The sequence below is a fragment of the Corynebacterium mustelae genome (assembly GCF_001020985.1).
GTDB lineage: Bacteria > Actinomycetota > Actinomycetes > Mycobacteriales > Mycobacteriaceae > Corynebacterium > Corynebacterium mustelae.
On the sequence record NZ_CP011542.1, the window covers coordinates 3,097,122 to 3,118,111 of the forward strand.

Consider the following 20,990-nt stretch of genomic DNA (forward strand, 5'->3'; position numbering starts at 1 on the left):
CCACGTTTTCGGCGTTTCAGTCTAAAGCTTTCTTTTAAGCATTAAACCGTGAAATCATCATTATTATGGCAACTGTGTTTATTCGCCTTAGCGTTTTTTACAATGATCGACAATTAGACGTGAGCGTGCCTGCTCACCGGCCAATCGTCGACGTCATCGATGACATCACCAACCTGCTTGGTGTCCCCTCCGTCGCTCCTGGAAGCGACGATGACCCTAAAGCAGACACTCAGCCGTGGGCATTGTCCTCCCCCACAAAGGGGTTACTGGATTCGGAATTAACCCTCGACGATTACTCCATCGTCGACGGCCAACGTCTCTACCTAACCCCACAACTTGCTGCTGCTCACTCCCCCTTTGTCGATCACGCAGTTCCTGAACTTCGCAGCGCTGTGGCGGCAACCACCTGGCGTTGGGCGGATTCCACTCGCGCTACCGGTTACTTCATTGTCGCCACGGTTCTTGCGCTGCTGGTGTATTTCCCAACGCTTGGTGCAGTGTATTCCGCCCCAAACGACTTCTCCGCCTGGTCCCTTCCCACGATCGTCCCGGCAGCCATATGTCTAGCAATCACCCTCATATTCCTGATAGCAGCATTCCTCCAACCAGTTAAACCTATGCGCTGGTTAGGCCTAATTACGCCACTCACTGCGATAGCTGCCACCAGTCCTTTCCTCACTCCACTTCCCGCTGGTCGCGAATGGTCGGGGTTGGTATCAGTCGCCTGCATAGCTGCAATTCCCGCAGCGCTGGCGGCTGGCCGCAAAACCGAACGTACCGGGCGAGGCGGCGCACTAGCGCTCTTGCTGGTCGCGCTCGCAGGTGTTGCGTTATACACCGCCAATTACTTTGGCATCAGTGCGTTGGCGTTTAGCGCCTGGGGCGCCTGGGTTCCGATCGTTGCGCTTATCATCGCACCGAGTTTCGCCGTGAAGTCGGCAGGGCTGACCGCACTGCTTCGGGAAAATGACAATGGCGCTGCGGTATCGCGCACGGATATTCGTCGAAAAGCAATTAAAGCCGCAACCATATGTGACGGCCTGGTGTGGTTCGCCACGGCTACTGCATTCTTTATCATTGTCACCTTGGCATCTAGCCCGTACTGGCAGCAGGGAATCCTGGCGGCAGTCTTGTCTATCATCATGCTGCTGCGTACCGCTAGCTTCAGCGATGCTCGACGCATCACCCCACTAATCCTTAGCGGAACCGTTGGATTAGCACTCTGCGCTGCTGCCTGTGTCCCTTGGGCAAAGACTTTCAACGATAGTGAAAAACCACACAACCCGTGGTGGCTTTCAGCCGCATCCGACCAATGGTTGACTGGCGCAGTTTTCGCTGGCACTTGTTTGTTACTCGTTCTGGCGATCATCCTCATCGCAAAACGCAAACCGGCTACAACGCCTACCAATTCCTCCAGTACGATCGGCACACTCGATACCATTTTCACGGTTGCTGCAATTCCAGTGATCCTGGTGGCACAAGGTGTCTTTAGCTACTTCTGGGCTCTGTCCTAGCACCCGATTACTTCACATTTGCCGCCCACTCCCCGCTTAAGGTGCATTCGCATCAATCGGCGGGGTTTTATAATTCCCAGGTTTCCTCAACCAAGCACACGGCTAGTAGCGGTGCCAAGTCTCATGACTATAAAGTCGGAGATTCGTACCTGGATATCTAAAACATCCCGGTTTTTCCGAGGTCAGCGCGCACCATTTCTCTAGCGTTTGGCATATCTCCGACTTCAGGTCGAACACCATCCCCAACTTTAAAACGCACCTGTAGATCTCAGTACTAAAGTCGGAGATTTCAACCATGCTCGCCTGTGAAGCGGTCTTGTTACTGGTGTTTTGATTAGCGGCTAGAGCAAAAATCCGACTTCAATTCCGACCGGATTTTTTGCGTATCCAACCTATTTCGACGGTTATAACGTCGCGTATTTACTGCCCGGCGCGTGATAAAACAAAAAAGCCCAGTAAAACGAACGCTGTACTCGTTTTACTGGGCGTAATCTAAAAATGGTTAGATCATTTGCATAATTTTCGCAGTCGCGATTAAAACAGCAAGTAAAATGACTGCCACGGTAGCGGAGACGATCATGATATTCAACGTCAACGGTTTGGTCCTAGGGACCGAGTTTTCAAAGCATAAGGCCTGAGTGGCCAGCTGCATCCGCAAGCGTTCTGCTTCCCGCGTAGTAGGCATTGGAATGAGCGTGCTGGTTTCCAGCTGTGTAGCTGGTGGCACCACAACCGCAACAGCCACCTCATTTTGTGTCTCATCCTGTAGTTGGGGCTGAGCCTCGTAATTCGGTTCAGACTGTAATTCAGTTTGCGGTTCGGTAGCGGTGAGCGCATCAGTGACGGCCGGTGTATTAGCTTCTGGTTGTGGTGCGGCTTCGGCCACTGGCACTGGTGTGGCTTCCGGTTGTGGTGCAGCTTCAACCAATGCGGAACTAGGCTTACCCTGAGTGGCGCTCACTGCGGCAGCAACACCGGTGATCGCAACTGCACCCGTTGCGATCACGCCCCCTGGTGAGGCCGATTCCATCACGGGATCGGCCGTTGCCCCAGCCACCGGCTCGGCCGCCGGTTCAACTGGTGGTTGAACCAGATCCGCTACAGCAGGAGGCGCCGGTTCGACATCTGCAACTTCCGTTGGAACCGCATCAGCTACGTTAAAGTCCGGTTCGGAAGCTGGCCAGGTATCCGTGACTGGCGCCACAGTAATGTCCGTTTCCGCTGGGTTGACTACCGCACCTGGTGGTTGGACGTGATCCACAGTTTCGACTACCCCAACGGGTTCGGCGACCACCGTTGGTTCTTGGGTCTCTATCGGGGTTTCTACTATGACGTATTGTTCCGCAACGGCATCTGGATGCGGAACAAATACGGATCCTCCTTGCGGCTCGGCAAGAATTTCCCGCTGTGGCTGCGCAACAACCTCTGGCTGCTGGGTCACAGTGACAACCGTGTCATAGGAAGGCTCGATTTCTTCCGCTGAATACGTGGCGTCGTAGGTAAGCTCAGGCTGCGCTTCAACTTCGGAAGAATCCACTGGTTGTGGGTAAGGATCTGCAACATACTGCGGTTCAGTAACCTCTTCAAGTTCTGGTTGGCTGTAACTACCGTGGAACCCGCGCATATCTGGGTAATCAGCTACGTGAAATTCAGGCGCTGGTGGCTGTGCATCCACAACTGGATTCTCCGGCTGCGGTTGGTAGTATTCGGCAGTTTGCTGTGGCACCGGTTCTTCGGCTACGTCCTCGGAAATGGGAATCACGTCAGCCAATTCGGTCGGTGTTACCGCATCATAGCCATAATTTTCGTAAGCAACTGGCTGATTGTCTGTGCCGTACTGCTGTCCCTCGTAGTTTTCGATCACCGCTGCGTCAGAATCCCCCTGATAGTGCAATTGCTGTTCATGCTGCGGCTCGGCGTTTACTTCAGGGGAAATATCCTCTAACGGAAGGTCGGTATCGTAAGCGGAGATGTTATAGTCGGCCGCCATTTGTTGTTCTGGCGGTAGTTCCGCCAGAACTGGTTCTTGTGCTTCGCTCAGTTCTGCCAGTTGCGGCTCAGCGGCGGATTGCTCAGGTTGAATCTGTTGCGGCGCGGCAGACACCGCAGCGGCAGGCTTAATGGATGCAAGTGGCGCGCCCACTGCTGCTGCGGTGGGTGCGTACAACCCACCGCGCGCCACCGCTGCAGCCGGATCAAACGGCGGTTTGAAAACCGGCTGCACCGTTGGCTCAATTATTAAGCTGTCGATGTCTAGTCGTGCCTTCATTTTTTGGTTCTTTCTTGTTTTCCTATGAGATTCCTATGATATTGCCTTAACAGAAAATATGTAAGCCGCTTTTTATTTTGTGTCGGTTTCATGCCAGCTCCCCCCCTGGCCCCGTGGTGATTTTTGGTCACCACAGCTACCCAGACCGCTTTCTTAATCGGCTAAGTTTCTGTTTGTCCCAGCTAGAAAGGTATAGGGATTTCTGGTAGCGGAAGCCCTGGAATCCCCGGAAGCCCTGGGATTCCAGGAATGAACGGTTCCGGAGCAGGAGGCGGTTCCGGAGCAGGCAGTGGCGCTGGCTCCACGGGAGCTTGCGGCCGGACTGGATTCGGCTCTGGGTTTCGATTCTGCGGCACCTGAATCTCCGGTTCCGGGATCTCCGAACTTGAAGTCGATGACGTCGTCGAAGGCGCGGTATAGGAAGCAGGTAGTCCGGGCAGTTGAGCGGCGGGCGGGGTGCGCTGTTCGAAATCTTGCATCTTTGCCCAGCCTGGTTCTTTACAGGCAGCAATCGACAGCACCAAACAAATTCCGGCGGTGGCAGTCAACACCCGGCGAATGGCCGTAGAGATCAAGGGAGTATCGTGCATGTTATCCATCGTGTGCTTAACCTGCGCTTTGTGAGTATTCGTGAGCTTTGGCGTGTACCGCTTTAATGAAGTCGGGATTGGGGTTAATTAGCTTTATCCCATTATCCCAGGCGGTTGGGGTGTTCAGTGAGCCTTTGGCGCATAATTGGCGCGCAATGGCCAAGCTGGCGTCGTCGATGTTATCCGGTGACGCAACAGCGTCAGGTTGGACGCTTTCACCAAACTTGTTCCACGCCGTGGCTTTGATTTGCATCGGCCCCATTCCAACATCCCGGTTGGGGTCGTCGTCAAGCGAACCGCCGTCGGTATCAGCTACAGGATCATTGCCAATAACCTTCAAGTCGCGCAATTTTCTACTGGTGGTACCGTCATTTTCGACTGTAGCGCCAGCGATAAACCCGTGGTTACTTGTCACGGAACCTATCGCGGCTAGGGTTTGCCAGCCAATATCGCACCCCGATTCACTCATGGTGACCGAAGCGTAGGCATACGCCTGCAGTGAGCGCGGCGGAATAGAACGAATGGCCCCTTCCTGTGCCGACCATTCCGCCAGCTGAAAGGTATTGGAATTATTTTCCGGTGTGGGGGGCTCTAAACGGTCAGCGCAACCGCTCAGCACTGTTGCAGAAACTATTGTCACTACAGTCAGCGCAAGGGGCGTGGTCTTGGCAACCACAGTCGGGGTGCGACGCATTTTCCTTCAATCACCTCTTAGTTGGCGTGTCGGTGCCAGTTGGGAAAGTCCTGAGCCACCAGGCCAGCAAGCTCAAGAAAAGCCAGATATGTTCTCTTGTCCAACCGCTCCAGGTCAATGATGGTTCCTTCGGCAAGATGCCGGTCGAACGGGATCACCTGCACCGCGCGGGTGCGTGACTTGAAGTGCTCGGAAAGCTGCTGAATATCAATTCGCGGGTTTCCAGGCGTGGATTCGGAAACAACAACAATGGCGTTTGTTGCGAGTTTTTCATATCCGTGGTGATTCAACCAATCGAGGGTAGCTGAGGCTGATTGCGCCCCGTCCAACGCGGATGATGTCACCAGGATAAGTGTATTCGCTAAGTCCAAAACTCCCGCCATCGCCGAGTGCATTAGCCCCGTACCGCAGTCCGTCAAAATGACGTTATAGTGGTGCTGCAAAATATCGATAGCGTGACGGTAATCCATTTCGCTAAACGCCTCGGACACCTCCGGGTCACGGTCAGATCCGATCACTTCCAACCGGCTTTCAGCCTGGGTTGTATAGTAACGGATCTGGGAATAGCGCTGGAGATGTTCAGCATTGAGCAGGTCACGAATGGTAGGACTACCTGGAAGAGCTGCCCGCTGCGCCAGGGTGCCAAAGTCAGGGTTAGCGTCGATAGCTATCACTCGGTCTCCGCGCAAGCTTGCAAAAATCCCGCCCAGCATAACGGTTGTTGTGGTTTTACCCACCCCACCCTTTAACGACATGACTGCGATGCGATGGTCACCGCGTAGTGGGGTGCCAGCTAGCCTAATGAGCTGTTCATAGCGCAACGCCCTCTGTGAATCCCCTAGGTTGAGGTAGCCACGCGTTACGTTGTAAACAAACCGGCGCCACCCGTTTTTGGGGGCAGCTTTAATCGGGTTCACAAGAATTGACTGGTCGAGGGCTGGCGGCGGTGCCAGGTATTCGGCGCCACTCGTGTCGATCGTTGCCAACCCATCAAGCTTTTCGACGTCCCCAGCGATGGTTTTTTCCACACCGCTGTCAGCCCGCGCAGCCGACGCCGGGGGCAAATCTGCAGTACTGAAGCTAAACGTCTTGCTCGCGGTCGCAGTATGTGGCTTCGGTTTATCTGTCTTGGCTGCGCGTTTTGCGACGGACTCTTCTTCTGATGCTTGGTCTTTACTCGTTTCGCTGCGGTTGTGGTCGGCAGGTTCGTCGGCAGGAAGGCTTTGGGCGAAATACTCACGAATGAATGTGGTGTCTTCCGGAATAGAATCCACTTGGAGCGTTCTGGGCTCTGCCAATGATCCTGGCGTTGACGATTCCTGGTGTTTTGCCTCAGCGGAATCAGCTGGCGGTGGCACTTCCACCGGTTCCGTGGGAATGCCATCGCCAGTGAAGTCGACTCGGTTTATCGCACTAGCGGTTGGCGTGGTGGAACTGCCACTTCGGCGTGGCCGGTCGGCTGCATCGGTGCTTAGATTCCATGAATTTGGAGTTTTCCGTTCCACTGACGGTGTAGATGAAAGATTATTAATGGAAACCCGATCGGAAACTACACCCGAATGTGTGAGTTTCTCCCCAATAGTGGGGGGAGTCGCTGGGCCTTGCGCTGCCCCCACCGGATAACTTGAAGGTTCTTCCGTATCCGCTGGTTTGGCATGCCGCGCACGCCGCGGCGAGTCCTCTGCTCGCCGACGTCCCGGTCGAACGTCAGCAAAGGCCCGGTTTGCGGAACCAGTATCTGCCCGATCACCACCAGGTACAGCTGCTTCGGATGCTGAATTTGCTAATTCGGTCTTTTGCAACCACGGTGGCACATTCTGGGGATTATCTATTCCTGTCACCATTTGCTCCTTCACGAATCTATTCAGCTTGCCGCCCACTAAAATCATTTAACATAGTCACCATACCGCGTTACCAACAATCCATTTTTAGGTAATGGACAGTTTTTTGTTTAAGGAAACCCGAAACGTGCCATTTAAAATTTTACCCATTTTAAATTCTTTGCAATGGACAAATAGATTCGCACATTCACAGCGTCGGGCGCCAATTAGTACTGAAAATGCAAAGATTATCGCGGTTGCGGCAATGGATAATCGGCTTTTAACAAGCCCAATTACTGCATTAATTGCCCAGGTGGTTAATGCTGAATCCAAATTACCTGTCGTTACGGTGGATGCCGATGGTGAAAATCAGCCGTTAAGGATTCACCTTCAAGCTAGCGATAATGCCGATTTGCTTGAATTAATAAATTACAAACATGACATTTTAGATCAAGACATAATTACCAAATGCGTCGATCAATCCGGCGATATTCCGATGCTTTCATGCAAACAAGAAACCCCGTGCACTTTGACTCCGCACATGCTGGGGCGCGCGGTACGCCGGGTGCAACACCGCTGGCCGACAATTATCCTCAATCTGCCTCACACATGCGCATCAAACACCATCGCCGCCGGAGTCAACATGGCTGACCATGTATTGCTCCTCACCGACCGTGCCCACAAAAGCCATCAATGGCTGTACCAACCGGGCCACCAGTTGAGTCTTTTAGCTGCCGATGATCGGGTAACTGTTCTCACCGTTGGTGGCTCCGCGGCAACGGAGGTGTCACCAGACACCATCCACCTCCCTCGCACCGGCCAGCAACTGGATTCCCACGCGATTTTTGTGCCCACCGACACTGAGTCATTAACAGTGTTTTACGAGATTCTGCGGCGCATTTACAGCGATTAGGCACACGCGTTAACGCAACAGTCTTCCCAAGCTAAAAGCAGAACTACAACCACGTTTCCGGCTTCCAGCTCCCCGACGCACTTGTCAACGCCTCCCCCACCCAGGTTCACAACGCCCCACCCAACCTTGAAGTCTAAGATCTGGTTTCGGCAGGCTCCAATCCTGTCATTTCACGTACGTATGCTTGGGTTTCGCTGGAGCAAGGGAGAGGGATAAAACGAATCTCCGACCTTATGGGGTCGCCAGCCCAGCCAGATGCGATTATCCTTAGTCGGCTAGACATTGCGCCAATTTAACAAATATCGGTAGTACAGGCCTCGTCGTATATGGGCGCCGGGAAGAATGTTTAACGCAGTTTGTTTAATCTCACCCAAGCTCATTCGTGGTGCCACAATAGGGGCTGGTGGAACGTCAATTTCCCGGTGCACTACTGAGCTTAACCTCACGATCGGTAGCCATATCCCATCCCAAAGATAATCTAGCAACGTGTTGTTCCGCGCCAATCCAATCACAGCGATTGTTCCGCCCGGATTGAGAAGCGAGCGTGCTTTTCGGAGTGCAGCTTCAAAGTTCATGTGGTGAATACTGGCGCTGAAAACGATGACATCAAAGGTTGAGTCGAAAGTAGTGGTGAGAAAATCCCCGACATAAAACTCCACGTGCTGCATATCCGCGCAGCGAACGCGGGCTGTATCAACGCTAGACGAGTCGACATCAACCCCTACGGCACGCTCGAGTCGTGGCGCAACGGCGGCAAGCAGGTAACCATCACCGCACCCAACATCCAGTACAGAATCTGCCCGAGTTTTCACTATGATCCGGCGTAACCACGGGTGGTATGCGGCGTTGTGATTCCAGTAATTGCGTTCCATATGTTTTAAACCTAAAAATGCTCCCCCAAACACCATGTGGATGTTTGGGGGAGCATAAGGATAGGAAAGACTACTTCAGTGCGTCTTCAACGCGCTTACGTAGGGCTGCAAACTCCTCATGAACTTCTGCTGGAACATGCTCGCCGAGGAATTTCAGGTATTCCTCGTTGTCGTCGAGATCTTTCGCCCATGATTCGGCCGGAGCGGAAAGAGCCTCTCGAACATCGTCGATGGTGTAGCCTTCCAGGCCCTCCATGTCGATATCTTCGGCGCGAGCAGTATGACCAACCACGGTTTCGTCCGCACCAACACGACCTTCAATGCGGTCAATGATCCACTTGAGCACACGGCTGTTGTCGCCGAATCCTGGCCAGAGGAAGCGACCATCGTCACCACGACGGAACCAGTTGACGAGGAAGATCTTTGGCATCTTCTCGCCGCCCTTCTTTCCCATCTCAATCCAGTGCTGCAAGTATTCACCAGCGTTGTAACCGATGAATGGCAACATAGCCATTGGATCGTGGCGCAACGCACCGACTTCGCCTTCAGCGGCAGCAGTTTGGCCGGAGGCCAGAAGCGAACCAATCATGGTGCCGTGGTTCCAGCTGTGCGATTGGGTGACCAATGGCACAGTGTCTGGGCGGCGGCCACCGAAGAGGATGGCGTCGATCTTGACACCCTTAGGATCATTGAATTCTGGTGCAGCGATTGGGCACTGGGCGATAGGAACCGCGTAGCGGGAGTTTGGATGTGCTGCGTCCACTCCGGAGTCAGGGGTCCAGTCGTTGCCATGCCAGTCAATAAGGTGAGCTGGTGGCTCCTTGGTCATGCCTTCCCACCAGATGTCGCCGTCGTCGGTGAGTGCAACGTTGGTAAACAGTGTGTTGCCTGGCTCCATGGTCTTCATTGCCATTGGGTTGGAGCTGTAATTGGTGCCTGGTGCAACACCGAAGAAACCGTTTTCTGGGTTGAAGGCGTAGAGGTGTCCGTCCTCGCCGAAACGCAACCACGCGATGTCGTCGCCAACAACCTCAGCTTTCCAGCCAGGAATGGTTGGGGTAATGAGGGCGAGGTTGGTCTTTCCGCAGGCAGATGGGAATGCTGCGGCGATGTTGTAGACCTTGCCTTCTGGATTGGTGAGCTTGAGAATGAGCATGTGCTCGGCCATCCAGCCCTCTTCTTCCGCCATCACTGATGCGATGCGCAGGGCGAAGCACTTCTTAGCGAGGATCGCATTACCACCGTAGCCAGAGCCATAGGACCAAATTTCCTTAGTCTCTGGGAAGTGGGTGATGTACTTCTCGTCATTGCATGGCCATGGCACGTCTGCTTCTCCCGGCTCCAGTGGCGCGCCTACGGAGTGAAGACATGGCACAAATTCGCCATCGCCCAACCTGTCCAGAACATCTTGGCCCATGCGGGTCATCACTTTGACCGACAGCACCACGTACGGAGAGTCTGTTAATTGCACACCGATCTTCGGGTCGTCCGCGTCAAGTGGCCCCATTGCAAAGGGAACTACATACATGGTGCGGCCGCGCATAGCGCCGGTGTAGCGCTCGGTCATTTCCGCTTTCATCTTTTTAGGGTCGTACCAGTTATTGGTAGGGCCTGCGCCTTCTTCGGTTTCGGAGCAAATGAAGGTTCGGGATTCAACACGAGCAACATCGCTTGGATTGGAACGTGCCAAGAAGGAATTGGGGCGTTTTTCCGGGTTGAGTCGAATCAAAGTACCTGCGTCGACAAGTTCCTGAGTGATGCGATCCCATTCCTCCTGTGAGCCGTCAGCAAAGACGACACGATCAGGTTGGAGCATTTCGACGTTTTCGGCGATCCACTTCAACAGCGCTTCGTTTTTGGTGGGGGCTTCACCCACCAGCCCGTTGATAACCACGTTGGACATTACATTCTCCTGACGTATATGCACGTGCCAATAGACAGTCTTTCCAATTCACCACGATAGCGACTAGGGTCCGTAGCTCGTACGCCCCCTTCATGAGACCAATCTCACAAAAATTTGACCACCAAAACCAACCCGGTCGGCTTTTCCCATTAGCCTGCGAAAATTTTGGTCACATCACATCACAAGCTCCCCCTTGAAGGGGTGATGTCGGACGTATCCCACATATAAAATCACCCAATTTTAGGGGTACCTTCGCCGCAAAAGCTCACATTTACCCGTTCGCTACCCAAGCGAATTTTCGCTTTTCGACGATATTTTCCGGGCATTTCAACAGTATTCAAGAAAAAATTTTTCCCAAGCCACATAACGCACCTACCGAAGCGGCATCCGACAGAAAACCAAACATCAAGAAAAACGGTTATACCCAATCCCCAGCGCACCCATATTGTCATACCCAGTACCGACAATGGTCATACCCACCATGACCCATATCAGTCCAAAATAGTAAATCCACTACAGCATCTTGGGCATCGGGACGTGAAACCAAATCCACTGGCTAAAGCCCTAAAAGCACTTCCGCCTATCGTCGTTGTGTCATATTGCTTTACCCAGCACCAACCGGCAGAATATAGGGGATGGATAATTCTGATAATTCTCAAAACACACATGGCGATTTGCCGCACGGCCGACCCCCACAAACCGATTTCAATGCTGCTTTTGATAACGAGCTAGACTATCCCCGCCTGGGCACCGTCAGCTTCCGCCGTGGCACATTAACCCCTAATCAAGAGGCGTTATGGGACACTCATTGGCCCCGCCTAGGCAAAGTTCTCTCAGACGAGAAGATTGATATTGACCAGTGGTTTGGTAGGTCCGGCGCTAAAACTATCGTGGAAATTGGCTCCGGCACCGGCACTTCCACAGCGGCAATGGCACCGTTGGAAACTGAAACCAATATCATCGCAGTGGAGTTGTATAAGCCCGGACTCGCCAAACTTCTAGGGGCGGTTGTGCGCGATGATATTAACAATATCCGCATGATTCGGGGCGATGGTGTGGAAATCCTCACTCGAATGTTTGCGGAGAATTCCCTAGATGGGGTGCGTATTTTCTTTCCGGACCCGTGGCCCAAAGCCCGACATCATAAACGCCGCATCATCCAATCCGGTGTGCTTAATTTGATCGCTACCCGACTCAAGCCCGGCGGGGTGCTTCATGTGGCCACCGACCATGCCGACTACGCCGAATGGATTACGGAACTGGTTGATGTTGAGCCAGAGCTGGAATTCATGGGCTGGCCGTGGCCGGAGTGCCCGCAACTTGTTGACCGGCAGGTTATCACGAAATTCGAGGGTAAAGGGTTGAAGAAAGACCACACCATCACGGAGTTCTTGTGGAGGCGGAAATGACCGAGGTTTCTGAGCAGGCACTAGCCAATTTTGAATTCGAGGACTCGTCGCAAAGCTTCGCCCCCGGCGCGCCGAGCGTCGCAAGCAAGGATACCTTGTTGTTAGTCTGGGACGCCCCCAACATTGACATGGGGTTAGGCGCAATCTTAGGGGGTCGCCCCAATGCTGCGCACCGCCCAAGGTTCGATGCTATAGGTCGCTGGCTGCTAGCAAAGGCTGGCGAGCTTGCGCACCGCACTAAACTTCAGATTGAGGCGGAGGCCACCGTTTTTACCAACGTGACCCCAGGTGGAGCTGACGTTGTTCGGCCTTGGGTAGAAGCCCTGCGTAACGTTGGTTTTGCGGTCTTTGCTAAGCCCAAACTGACCGAGGAATCTGATGTCGATCCAGACATGCTAGAGCATATCCGGCGTCGTCATTCTGAGGGTGTTTTGCGCGGCATCGTTGTCGCCTCGGCAGATGGTCAAAATTTCCGGGATCTCTTGGAGGAATTAGCCGCTGACGGAGTGCATGTCACCGTTTTGGGGTTCCATGAGCACGCGTCGTGGGCAGTAACATCGGATTCGCTTCATTTCGTGGATTTAGAGGAAATTCCAAATGTATTCCGCGAACCGCTGCCTCGTATTAGTCTCGATTCGCTGCCCGATGCTGGTGCGTGGTTGCAACCTTTCCGTCCGTTGTCAGCGTTATTATCTGCCCGCGCGTAACGCGCTAGGAGGAGACTGACATGTTCTCTCGGTGGGGCGATTTTGCGTATCGTCATCGCAGGGTTGTTCCGGTGGTTATAATCACCGCTATCATGGCCCTTTACGTGCTGTTTGGCATGCGCCTTGGCGATCGCATGAGCCAAGAAGGTTGGGATGACCCCGGTTCGTCCTCAACTGCGGCAGCCGCCATTGAGGAAGCGACGTTTGGGCGAGATAATTCCGGCGATGTCATCGTGCTGTTCACCGACGACGGTGGGATTGAGCGTTCGGCGCAGTTTGCCGCCATCAAAGAACATCTTGCGGCTTTGGCGGAAAAACACCCGGATCAGATTGAATCGATCACGAGTTTTTTTGATAAACGCAACCCCAATTTGGTCAGTGAGGACGGCACCACCGCCTTTGCTGCGATTGCGCTCAAGGGCGATCATGAACAGACGCTCAAAGATTTCCGCACGATCCAACCGGATTTGCAACCCGATTTCCCCGGCATAACGGTGCAGGTTGCTGGTGCCACAGCGGTAGCTGATGCATTGGATGCAGGAATGGCCGGCGATATTAAACGCGCTGAGATTTATGCTTTGCCAGCTGTGGCGTTACTGCTTTTATTGGTTTTCGGTTCAGTAGTGGCGGCATTCATGCCACTTATCGTCGGTGGGCTGTCTATCCTCGGCTCGTTGGGGGCGTTGTCAGTTTTAGCTGGTTTCACTCAGGTGAATGTGTTCGCCCAGTCGGTGGTGACTTTGCTGGGCTTGGGTCTTGCCATCGATTACGGCCTATTCATGGTGTCGCGGTTTCGGGAGGAGATGGACAATGGCCGCCCGGTTCCAGACGCGGTTCGAATAACGACTAATACTGCGGGTAAGACGGTGGTGTTTTCCGCAGCGATGGTGGCTGTAGCACTGTCTGGGCTGTTGATCTTCCCCCAGGCATTTTTGAAATCAGTCGCCTATGGCGCGATCAGCGCCGTTGGGTTAGCTGCATTGCTCTCCGTCACGGTGTTGCCTTCTATTTTCGGTATGTTGGGCCGTAATATTGATAAATTTGCGTTACGACGCACCAGCCGCCGGGCCCGCAGATTAGAAGACACGTGGTGGTACCGGTTGCCGGGTTGGGCGATGCGTCGCGCTCGCCTGGTTACCGTCGCAGGTGTTGTTGGTCTCATTGGTTTGACGTTACCGCTACTCGGTGTGAAATTTGGTGGCATTAATGAAACCTATCTGCCGCCAAATCACCAGGTTCGGGAAGCGCAGACCTTGTTTGACCAAGAGTTTCCGCAGTACCGCACGGAGCCAATCAAGTTGGTTGTTACCAATGCCTCGAATGAGCAATTGGTGGAAATTTTCCAACAGGCAAGCCAGGTTCAAGGCCTCACTAGTCGGTTCGCACCGTCGTCTGCCACGGTGGATGGCACAACAGTGTTATCCGCTGGTATTGCCGACCGCGCTAATAACGATTTTGTGGTTCAGCAGTTGCGGGAAATCACGCCGCCAGATGGGGTGGAGTTATTTATTGGGGGCACCCCGGCGCTGGAGATCGAGTCCATTGAGGCCCTATTTGCCAAATTGCCGTGGATGGCGGTTTATGTCGTTGTGGCGACGTTTTTGCTGATGGCCTTGGTTTTCGGATCCATTATTCTGCCCGCCAAAGCAGTAATCATGACAATTTTGGGCATGGGAGCCACTCTTGGCATTCTGACCGCGATGTTTGTGGACGGGGTCGGCGCTTCCGTTTTTAATTTCACACCGGGCCCGCTGATGAGCCCTGTTTTGGTTCTCATCATGGCCATTGTGTATGGCTTGAGTACCGACTACGAGGTATTTTTGGTTTCCCGCATGGTGGAGGCCCGCGAAAAAGGCGAATCGACTAACGAGGCTATTAAATACGGTACTGCCCATACTGGTGGGATTATTACAGCTGCCGCACTTATCATGATCGTGGTCTGCGGGGCGTTTGGGTTCTCCGAGATCGTCATGATGAAATACATTGCCTTCGGAATGATCTTTGCTTTGCTTTTCGACGCGACCGTGATCCGCATGATGCTTGTACCTGCGGTGATGCATTTGCTTCGTGAAGATAACTGGTGGGCTCCGGCGTGGGTCAAAAAAGCTTCCGGTGCTTTAGGGCACAATTCATCGGAAGAAGTAATTGACCATTCGGCGGCGCATACGCATCATAGGCGCCCCCGACGACATGCAGTGAGGAATGGCTCTGAAAGCGTTATGAATTCTCAGTACACTGAAACAGATATTGCCAACACCGAGATTTATGGCCCAGACACGGCCGGCCGTAGTGGTCGGGTGGCGGCAGGAGATAATGAATTGGTTCCGTTTTCTGAGTTGATGAAGCGGTTGAAAAACGAGAGGTAATCAGCGTTCTGCTTAAAAATAATTGGGTTCGGTTTTTAAGCCCACTGATTGTCGTCGTTGTCGCCGCAATTTTACTGCGCGATAAGATGCCGTTTTTGGCCAGTGGTTACCAAGAGGTACTTGCAGCACACCCGTCCGGGCTCATTGGTTCGTTTCTGGCGGTCATTGCCTCCATGATTGTCATGGCAGAGGTAATGCGGCTTTTGTTAAATGCTGGCAATAACCATATCCGGCTGCGGCAAACCACGCTGTTGACTTTCGTGGCCAATTCCTGGTCCTCCACGTTTCCCGGTGGCGCCGCAATTTCTACGGTGTACCAGTTTCATACAATGCGCTCGTGGGGCGTGAATGTACTGGTCAGTTCGTGGTTCATTATGGTTTCCGCAGCATTGTCCACGGTGTGGTTGGTTGCATTAGGCATCGTATCGGTACTGCTGTTGGGTGCGTCGATAAGCCTTATGCCGCTTGTTATTTCGTCGGCCATCTTGCTTGGTCTGGCGGCGTTGGTGTGGTGGGCTACAAATAATCCTGAACCTACCAAACGCTTCGTGGTGGCGATCATTCGGCGCGGTGGCAAGTTGATTCGCCGCCCTACCGATTCTCTTATCACCTCGGTTGAGGAGCATTTCGACCAGCTCCATACGGTGGAACTATCTCCTTTGCGGTTTAGTTGGATTGCGTTTTTATCGCTAATGAACTGGGTCTTCGATATCATCGCCCTGTGGTTGTGCGTCTGGGCAGTCACTGGGGTACTGCCAGGTATTGAGGCACAGGAAAATAACACAACGATCGTTGGTGTGGCTTTGGCGTTTGTCACGGCTAAGGTGGTTGGCACGGCACAGGTGACGCCAGCAGGAATCGGCCCGGTCGAAGCAGCCATGACCGGTAGTTTGGTTGCGGTGGGAATGACCGCTTCTTCGGCTTTCGGTGTGGTGTTTGTGTACCGGATTTTATCCTTTGCCGTCATCACCCTTTTAGGATGGTTAATGTATTTCATTTCCACTGCGCGGGGCGGGTTGAAGGCTCGTCACTTGGAATCACCATTTAGACCGAAGGAAGGTTAACCAATGTTTAAGCCGGTTGTTTTTGATGTCATCGCTATTGCAGTTTTCGCAGTATTAGCTAGGTTGGCACATGGCGGCGTTTCGGTTGCAGCAATCATGGATACTTTTTGGCCCTTCGCGGTGGGGGTTGCAGTGGGTGCGGTAGTTATCGCAGCAATCAAATTACCTGCTGCTTCTTTACCTGCGGGTATCGCGATGTGGCTTGCCGTGGCAGCAACTGGCCTTATCATTTGGGGTATTCGGCACGCAGCTGTGCCCCATATTTCCTTCATTCTGGTGGCCTCGATCATGTCCGGGATTTTGCTTCTCGGGTGGCGTGGGCTTGCGCGTATCGTTTCCTCCCGGGCGGTTTAACGAGTTGTGGTTGGTACGCCTACTCTTAGGTGGTGTCTAATTCCAATCTCACTCTTCACGATGCTCGTTCTCGTTCCAAGTCGTTAACAATTGCGCATTACGAACTGCATATTGATGTCAGCGATGCCACTTCGTCAGCAACGTTTCCGGTACACACCACCGCGAGGTTAACCTCCACACAGCCAGAGGTATTTTTCGACTATCTCGGCGAATCCGTGCAATCAGTTACGGTCGACGGTTCCGAGGTGCCGTCGCTTTTCGACGGCACCCGCATTGTTTTTGCAATACCGGTAGATAAGGAAGTTACTGTCGGGTTTAAAACCGTAAGCCGGTACTCCCGAACAGGTCAAGGGCTCCACCGGTTTGTCGATCCAGCGGACGGTAATACATATTTGTATTCCCATCTGGAACCGTCCGATGCACGTCGCATTTATCCTTGCTGCGACCAACCTGATCTCAAAGCACCATTTGACGTCACCATCACCGCACCAGACGGATGGGTTGCGTTGTCCAATCAACCAGAAATTTCGGTCGCTAATCGCAGCCATCGGTTCGCTACTACACCGGCGCTGTCGACGTATCTCACCGCTTTCGCCGCTGGACCTTATGTTGGCGTGCACGAAAGGTGGCAATCAAATACTAACCCAGATTTCACGATCGATCTGGGAGTATGGGTGCGTGCATCTATGTCGCAGCACGTAGATTCCGAAATCATGGCAGTAACAAAACAAGGGCTTGATTATTTCGATACCCACTATGGATTCCCTTATCCGTGGGGCAAATACGATTCCATTTTCGTACCTGAATACAATCTTGGTGCGATGGAAAATCCCGGATTAGTTACCTTCACCGAGGCTTATATCTTCCGCTCCCCAGCCACCGACGCACAACACGCGGCACGCGCTAATACGATCCTGCACGAAATGAGCCACATGTGGTTCGGTGATTTGGTCACACCACATTGGTGGGACGATTTGTGGTTGAAAGAATCCTTCGCGGAGTTCATGGGGGCGGATGCCTCAGTCGCCGCAACCCGCTTTAGCCAAGCGTGGGTTAACTTCGCGGGAAACCGCAAGAACTGGGCCTATATGCAGGATCAATTGCCCACTACGCATCCGATCAAAGCTGAAATTAACGACGTCGATGCCGCACGACAGAATTTCGACGGCATCACCTATGCCAAAGGCGCTGCGGTGCTCAAGCAATTGGTGCATTTCGTTGGGCGCGATGCATTCTACGCTGCCTCCCGCGAATACTTCCAAGCCTTTGCTTTTTCCACCGCGACATTCAACGATTTGCTGTCCATCCTGCAGAAGCATACCGATCGGAATTTAACCGATTGGGCCAACCGTTGGTTACTAAGCAGCGGTGTCGACCGCCTTTCGCCGAAAATTACGATCACAGATGGCATCATTTCCGACTTCCGTATTGAGCAAACCTCTAAAACCAGTACTAGACCGCATCGAATTATCGTTTCCTTCTGGAAAAAAGAATCCGATGAAGTAAACCGGTACGCAAGTTTCGATGTGGATGTTTTAGGCGACGGTGGAAGCATCGAAAAGGCGGTAGGCCTCACCGCTCCCGATCTTGTTGTGCTTAACGACGGCGACCACAGTTACGCACTTATCGATTTCGATGAGCGTTCCATAGCAACCATTGCGAGCTCATTATCAAAGATCTCTGATCCTCTTACCCGAGCCGTGATTTGGACCGCGTTATGGAATCTGACCCGCGACGCGAAGTTCCCAGCCCGCGACTTTATATCCATTGCACTCGACCATGTCGCTTACGAATCGAATCCCACCATTAGCACCCAGATTCTGGCACATGCACAATTTGCAGCCCGCCATTTTGTCCCGGACAAAGACCGTTCTGCGCTGTTCACACATCTCGCCGACTCGTTGCACGATCTACTTCTACAAGCAACCCCCAACAGCGATATTCAATTGGTGTTCGCCCGCGCATTCATCACAGCGGCACCTTTCGCCGGAGCAGCCTACAGTGAACGTCTTCTTGAAATACACAGAGGCGATATCCGCGGTCTAACGATTTCACCAGATATACGATGGCATGCGGTTATTGCACTAAGTACGCTCGGGAAGCTTTCCACACACGATCTAAAGCAAGAGCTAGACCGCGACAACACTCTCACCGGTAAAGTTGCACATCTTGAGGCTACATATTCAGCACCGGTTAAACAGCTCAAAGAGCGGGCCTACAATCAATTGCTTCAACCGGGCAAGTTTTCTAACGATGAGGTTGACGCGATAATCTCCGCATTCAACGCCCCATGTGAAGATGAGACGTTTGATCATGCTGAGCAGTTTTTCACTGATTTGGACCACATGTGGTCAGATCATCCTATTGAAATCGCCAACCGGCTCGTGCGTGGTTTATTCCCGCAGACTCCATCAGCTCTTGCCGAAGGACAAAAGCTGATTGATGGCGGTCTCCCCACAGCGCTCCATCGTGTTTTGTCCGAATCGGTCGACCATCTCGCCCGCAAATTGTCCGCGCAAAAATTCAATTTTTAGCGCAAAAACTCTGCTACCTCCCCCTCCTACCCCCTAAACGTTGTTCAATAACGGGGGTAGGGCACTACCCCCCACAATTCCCTTAGGACAAAAATAGGTAGCACTTCCGAAAGCCTATCTAACTGCCACAGCATCCTTATTTAGCAAAATTTATATTTTCCAAAATGGAAAATTATCAGAGATTTTACAAGCTAGAAACATATAGAAAATCAGCTCAATGATCACAGTTCTAAAACAACGTTTGCACAGGTAGCAATATCCGTACATTAATTTTTTTTAAGCGTAATGGGGAGTTTTTAAGCTTGCAATAACTGTCGCAATAGCTTTTTGACATGACTCAATTCATGAAACTATCCTTTGGTGGCTGGGGCAACCCGCCGCCCCACTACCAGCATGTGGGAAAATTAACAAAAAAATTCAAAAGAATATACTTTTGTCTACTCTTAGGCCAAACTTGGCCTTTTAATGAAAGCTTAGAGTTCCCCACATATTACAATGGTGCCTAGAAGTTAGTTACCCACCAAACAAAGGAGGCATGTCAGGCATCACCGGCCAGTTGCTTGCACAACACTAGACCGTGACAACAATCGTTTGGCAGAACAAAGTTGGCACAATAACCTTGGCACATAAACCCGCAAGCACGAAGAGCCAAAGAATCAGATACTCACTACATTCCATTTCAATATCACTTAAAGACGTTGGCTTCGTCTTTAGCAAAATGCTGGTAACAAAGATATTCTTTGTTACCAGCATTTTTAATACATAGCACCCTAGCAAAAACAACCTTCGTACTATCACGTTTGCAATGAACTTCAATACTCTACTTAGTTACCGTGACCGGACACGTCTTACCGACAGAATTATTCTGAGCGGAGGATTGGCACTCTTTCTGTTTGTCCTCATTGATCCAGAAGACGCCTTCAATCTGCCTATCGCAGCAACATTTATAACTACGGTAGTACTTACAGTGCTATTGCAGCGCTTCCCTCGTGGTGCGACAACAGCATACGTCTGCCTAGTCGGATTAATTACTTGGCAACCAAGCTTCCAAACCGAAGTCACCGCTTTGTGGCCAATTGTCTTCGTGGGAGTTCTGGCCACAGGAGGACATAAACGGCTTGCTTGGATAACGTCTGCAATTACCTGGTATTTGGTAAGCACTTCTCCATCAACCATGGAATTTTTACCTATCGATCTTGTCAGCTCCCTGATACTTGCATTTTTACTGGCAGCATCAGTACTTGTTGGTTCTACCATTGAGCGAGTAAAAACCCAACAGCGAAATCTTAAAGCTGAGGTTGAAAAGCGACGTGATTTAATGACCCGTGCACTTCACGATTCTGTGGCAACAAAACTAACATCAATTATTCTGAGATCAGAAACCCTGGCACTTCATCCCCACCTGGATCCACAAACCCATGAATCACTAAGTTACATTGCTGATGAAGCACGCGCCGCTATTGGTGATGTGAGAAGCCTTCTGGAGACTATGAAATCTGAAAGCATGATTTCCCTCCCAACCTCTCAAGAAACCCTTGAACAACAAATCATCGCAACAATCAAACTTTTCAAGAGCCACAAACTAAAGGTTCGATTCCACAATTCCCTGCCCCGGCCAGTCCGGCGTGCCAAACTCCCTAACGGAATGCAAAATGTTTTCGCGGAATTAGCTTCAAACATTCTAAAATACTCCGACCCTGCCTCTGCGATTGACCTATCTGCCGAATGGAGCGGGGACTCGCTGTTAATCCGATTTTCAAATGTAGTAGCCGCAAAGCAATCACCTTCTTACTTAACTACCGGCCTCGGCTTAAAGGGAATTGAGGATTTAATCAGGAATTTTGGGGGTACCTGTACGCGCAAACTAAATAACAATCTTTGGATAACTGAAATAGAAATTTCTAAGAAGTCGCTGGTCATGCCCCAAAGTGGGTGAACGCAATCGTATCACCGCATATCACATGTACCCGATTTTTCCTAA

At 52.1% G+C, this 20,990-nt stretch carries 15 protein-coding genes; 9 read left to right on the forward strand and 6 right to left on the reverse strand.

The genetic code is table 11. The features are described 5' to 3' along the window. Positions 1-65 precede the first annotated feature (65 nt). A complete protein-coding gene (locus tag CMUST_RS13805) occupies positions 66-1,514 on the forward strand; it encodes an EsaB/YukD family protein (protein ID WP_047262996.1) in 1,449 nt (482 codons plus the stop codon). Positions 1,515-2,016: 502 nt separating this feature from the next. Here CMUST_RS13805 and CMUST_RS13810 read toward each other — a convergent pair. The 4 genes from CMUST_RS13810 to CMUST_RS17170 all read right to left on the reverse strand — a co-directional run bounded on the left by CMUST_RS13810 (position 2,017) and on the right by CMUST_RS17170 (position 6,911). Further along, a complete protein-coding gene (locus CMUST_RS13810) occupies positions 2,017-3,783 on the reverse strand; it encodes a hypothetical protein (protein ID WP_047262997.1) in 1,767 nt (588 codons plus the stop codon). 182 nt (positions 3,784-3,965) lie between these two features. Then, a complete protein-coding gene (locus tag CMUST_RS13815) occupies positions 3,966-4,373 on the reverse strand; it encodes a hypothetical protein (protein ID WP_144414229.1) in 408 nt (135 codons plus the stop codon). A 16-nt stretch (positions 4,374-4,389) separates the two neighbouring features. Then, entirely contained in the window at positions 4,390-5,067 is a 678-nt protein-coding gene (locus CMUST_RS13820; protein WP_052844796.1) for a lysozyme family protein, read from the reverse strand. Between the two features lie 17 nt (positions 5,068-5,084). Next, complete coding sequence (locus CMUST_RS17170) at positions 5,085-6,911, reverse strand: nucleotide-binding protein (RefSeq protein WP_330218036.1); 1,827 nt, start codon at positions 6,909-6,911, stop codon at positions 5,085-5,087. 124 nt (positions 6,912-7,035) lie between these two features. Here CMUST_RS17170 and CMUST_RS13830 point away from each other — a divergent pair, with 124 nt between their 5' ends. After that, positions 7,036-7,800 (forward strand): hypothetical protein, encoded by a 765-nt coding sequence (locus tag CMUST_RS13830; protein WP_144414230.1) that lies wholly within the window; start codon positions 7,036-7,038, stop codon positions 7,798-7,800. Positions 7,801-8,075: 275 nt separating this feature from the next. On the opposite strand, the gene CMUST_RS13835 is transcribed toward CMUST_RS13830, so the two are convergent. Continuing rightward, positions 8,076-8,672, reverse strand: a complete 597-nt coding sequence (locus CMUST_RS13835) for a class I SAM-dependent methyltransferase (protein ID WP_047263000.1) — start codon at positions 8,670-8,672, stop codon at positions 8,076-8,078. A gap of 70 nt (positions 8,673-8,742) precedes the next feature. Beyond that, positions 8,743-10,575: a phosphoenolpyruvate carboxykinase (GTP) gene (locus tag CMUST_RS13840; protein WP_047263001.1), complete on the reverse strand. Its 1,833-nt coding sequence runs from the start codon at positions 10,573-10,575 to the stop codon at positions 8,743-8,745. Between the two features lie 635 nt (positions 10,576-11,210). On the opposite strand from CMUST_RS13840, the gene trmB reads away from it, so the two are divergent. From trmB to CMUST_RS13880, 7 genes are all read left to right on the forward strand, one after another. Further along, positions 11,211-11,984, forward strand: a complete 774-nt coding sequence (gene trmB / locus CMUST_RS13845) for a tRNA (guanosine(46)-N7)-methyltransferase TrmB (RefSeq protein WP_047263002.1) — start codon at positions 11,211-11,213, stop codon at positions 11,982-11,984. After that, entirely contained in the window at positions 11,981-12,691 is a 711-nt protein-coding gene (locus CMUST_RS13850) for an NYN domain-containing protein (protein ID WP_083987604.1), read from the forward strand. The genes trmB and CMUST_RS13850 overlap by 4 nt, the downstream gene beginning before the upstream one ends. A 20-nt stretch (positions 12,692-12,711) precedes the next feature. After that, positions 12,712-15,057 carry an MMPL family transporter gene (locus CMUST_RS13855; protein ID WP_047263003.1) on the forward strand — a complete coding sequence of 782 codons (2,346 nt, stop codon included), beginning with the start codon at positions 12,712-12,714 and terminating at the stop codon, positions 15,055-15,057. 86 nt (positions 15,058-15,143) lie between these two features. Beyond that, positions 15,144-16,121, forward strand: coding sequence for a lysylphosphatidylglycerol synthase transmembrane domain-containing protein (locus CMUST_RS13860; protein ID WP_236690126.1), 978 nt, complete (start codon positions 15,144-15,146; stop codon positions 16,119-16,121). 3 nt (positions 16,122-16,124) lie between these two features. Next, positions 16,125-16,475 (forward strand): DUF3054 domain-containing protein, encoded by a 351-nt coding sequence (locus CMUST_RS13865; protein ID WP_047263005.1) that lies wholly within the window; start codon positions 16,125-16,127, stop codon positions 16,473-16,475. 32 nt (positions 16,476-16,507) lie between these two features. Then, a complete protein-coding gene (gene pepN, locus CMUST_RS13870) occupies positions 16,508-19,009 on the forward strand; it encodes an aminopeptidase N (RefSeq protein ID WP_047263006.1) in 2,502 nt (833 codons plus the stop codon). A gap of 805 nt (positions 19,010-19,814) precedes the next feature. Then, the gene (locus CMUST_RS13880) at positions 19,815-20,945 is read left to right on the forward strand and encodes a sensor histidine kinase (protein ID WP_047263008.1); all 1,131 of its coding nucleotides are present in this window, start codon (positions 19,815-19,817) and stop codon (positions 20,943-20,945) included. Positions 20,946-20,990: the final 45 nt, after the last annotated feature.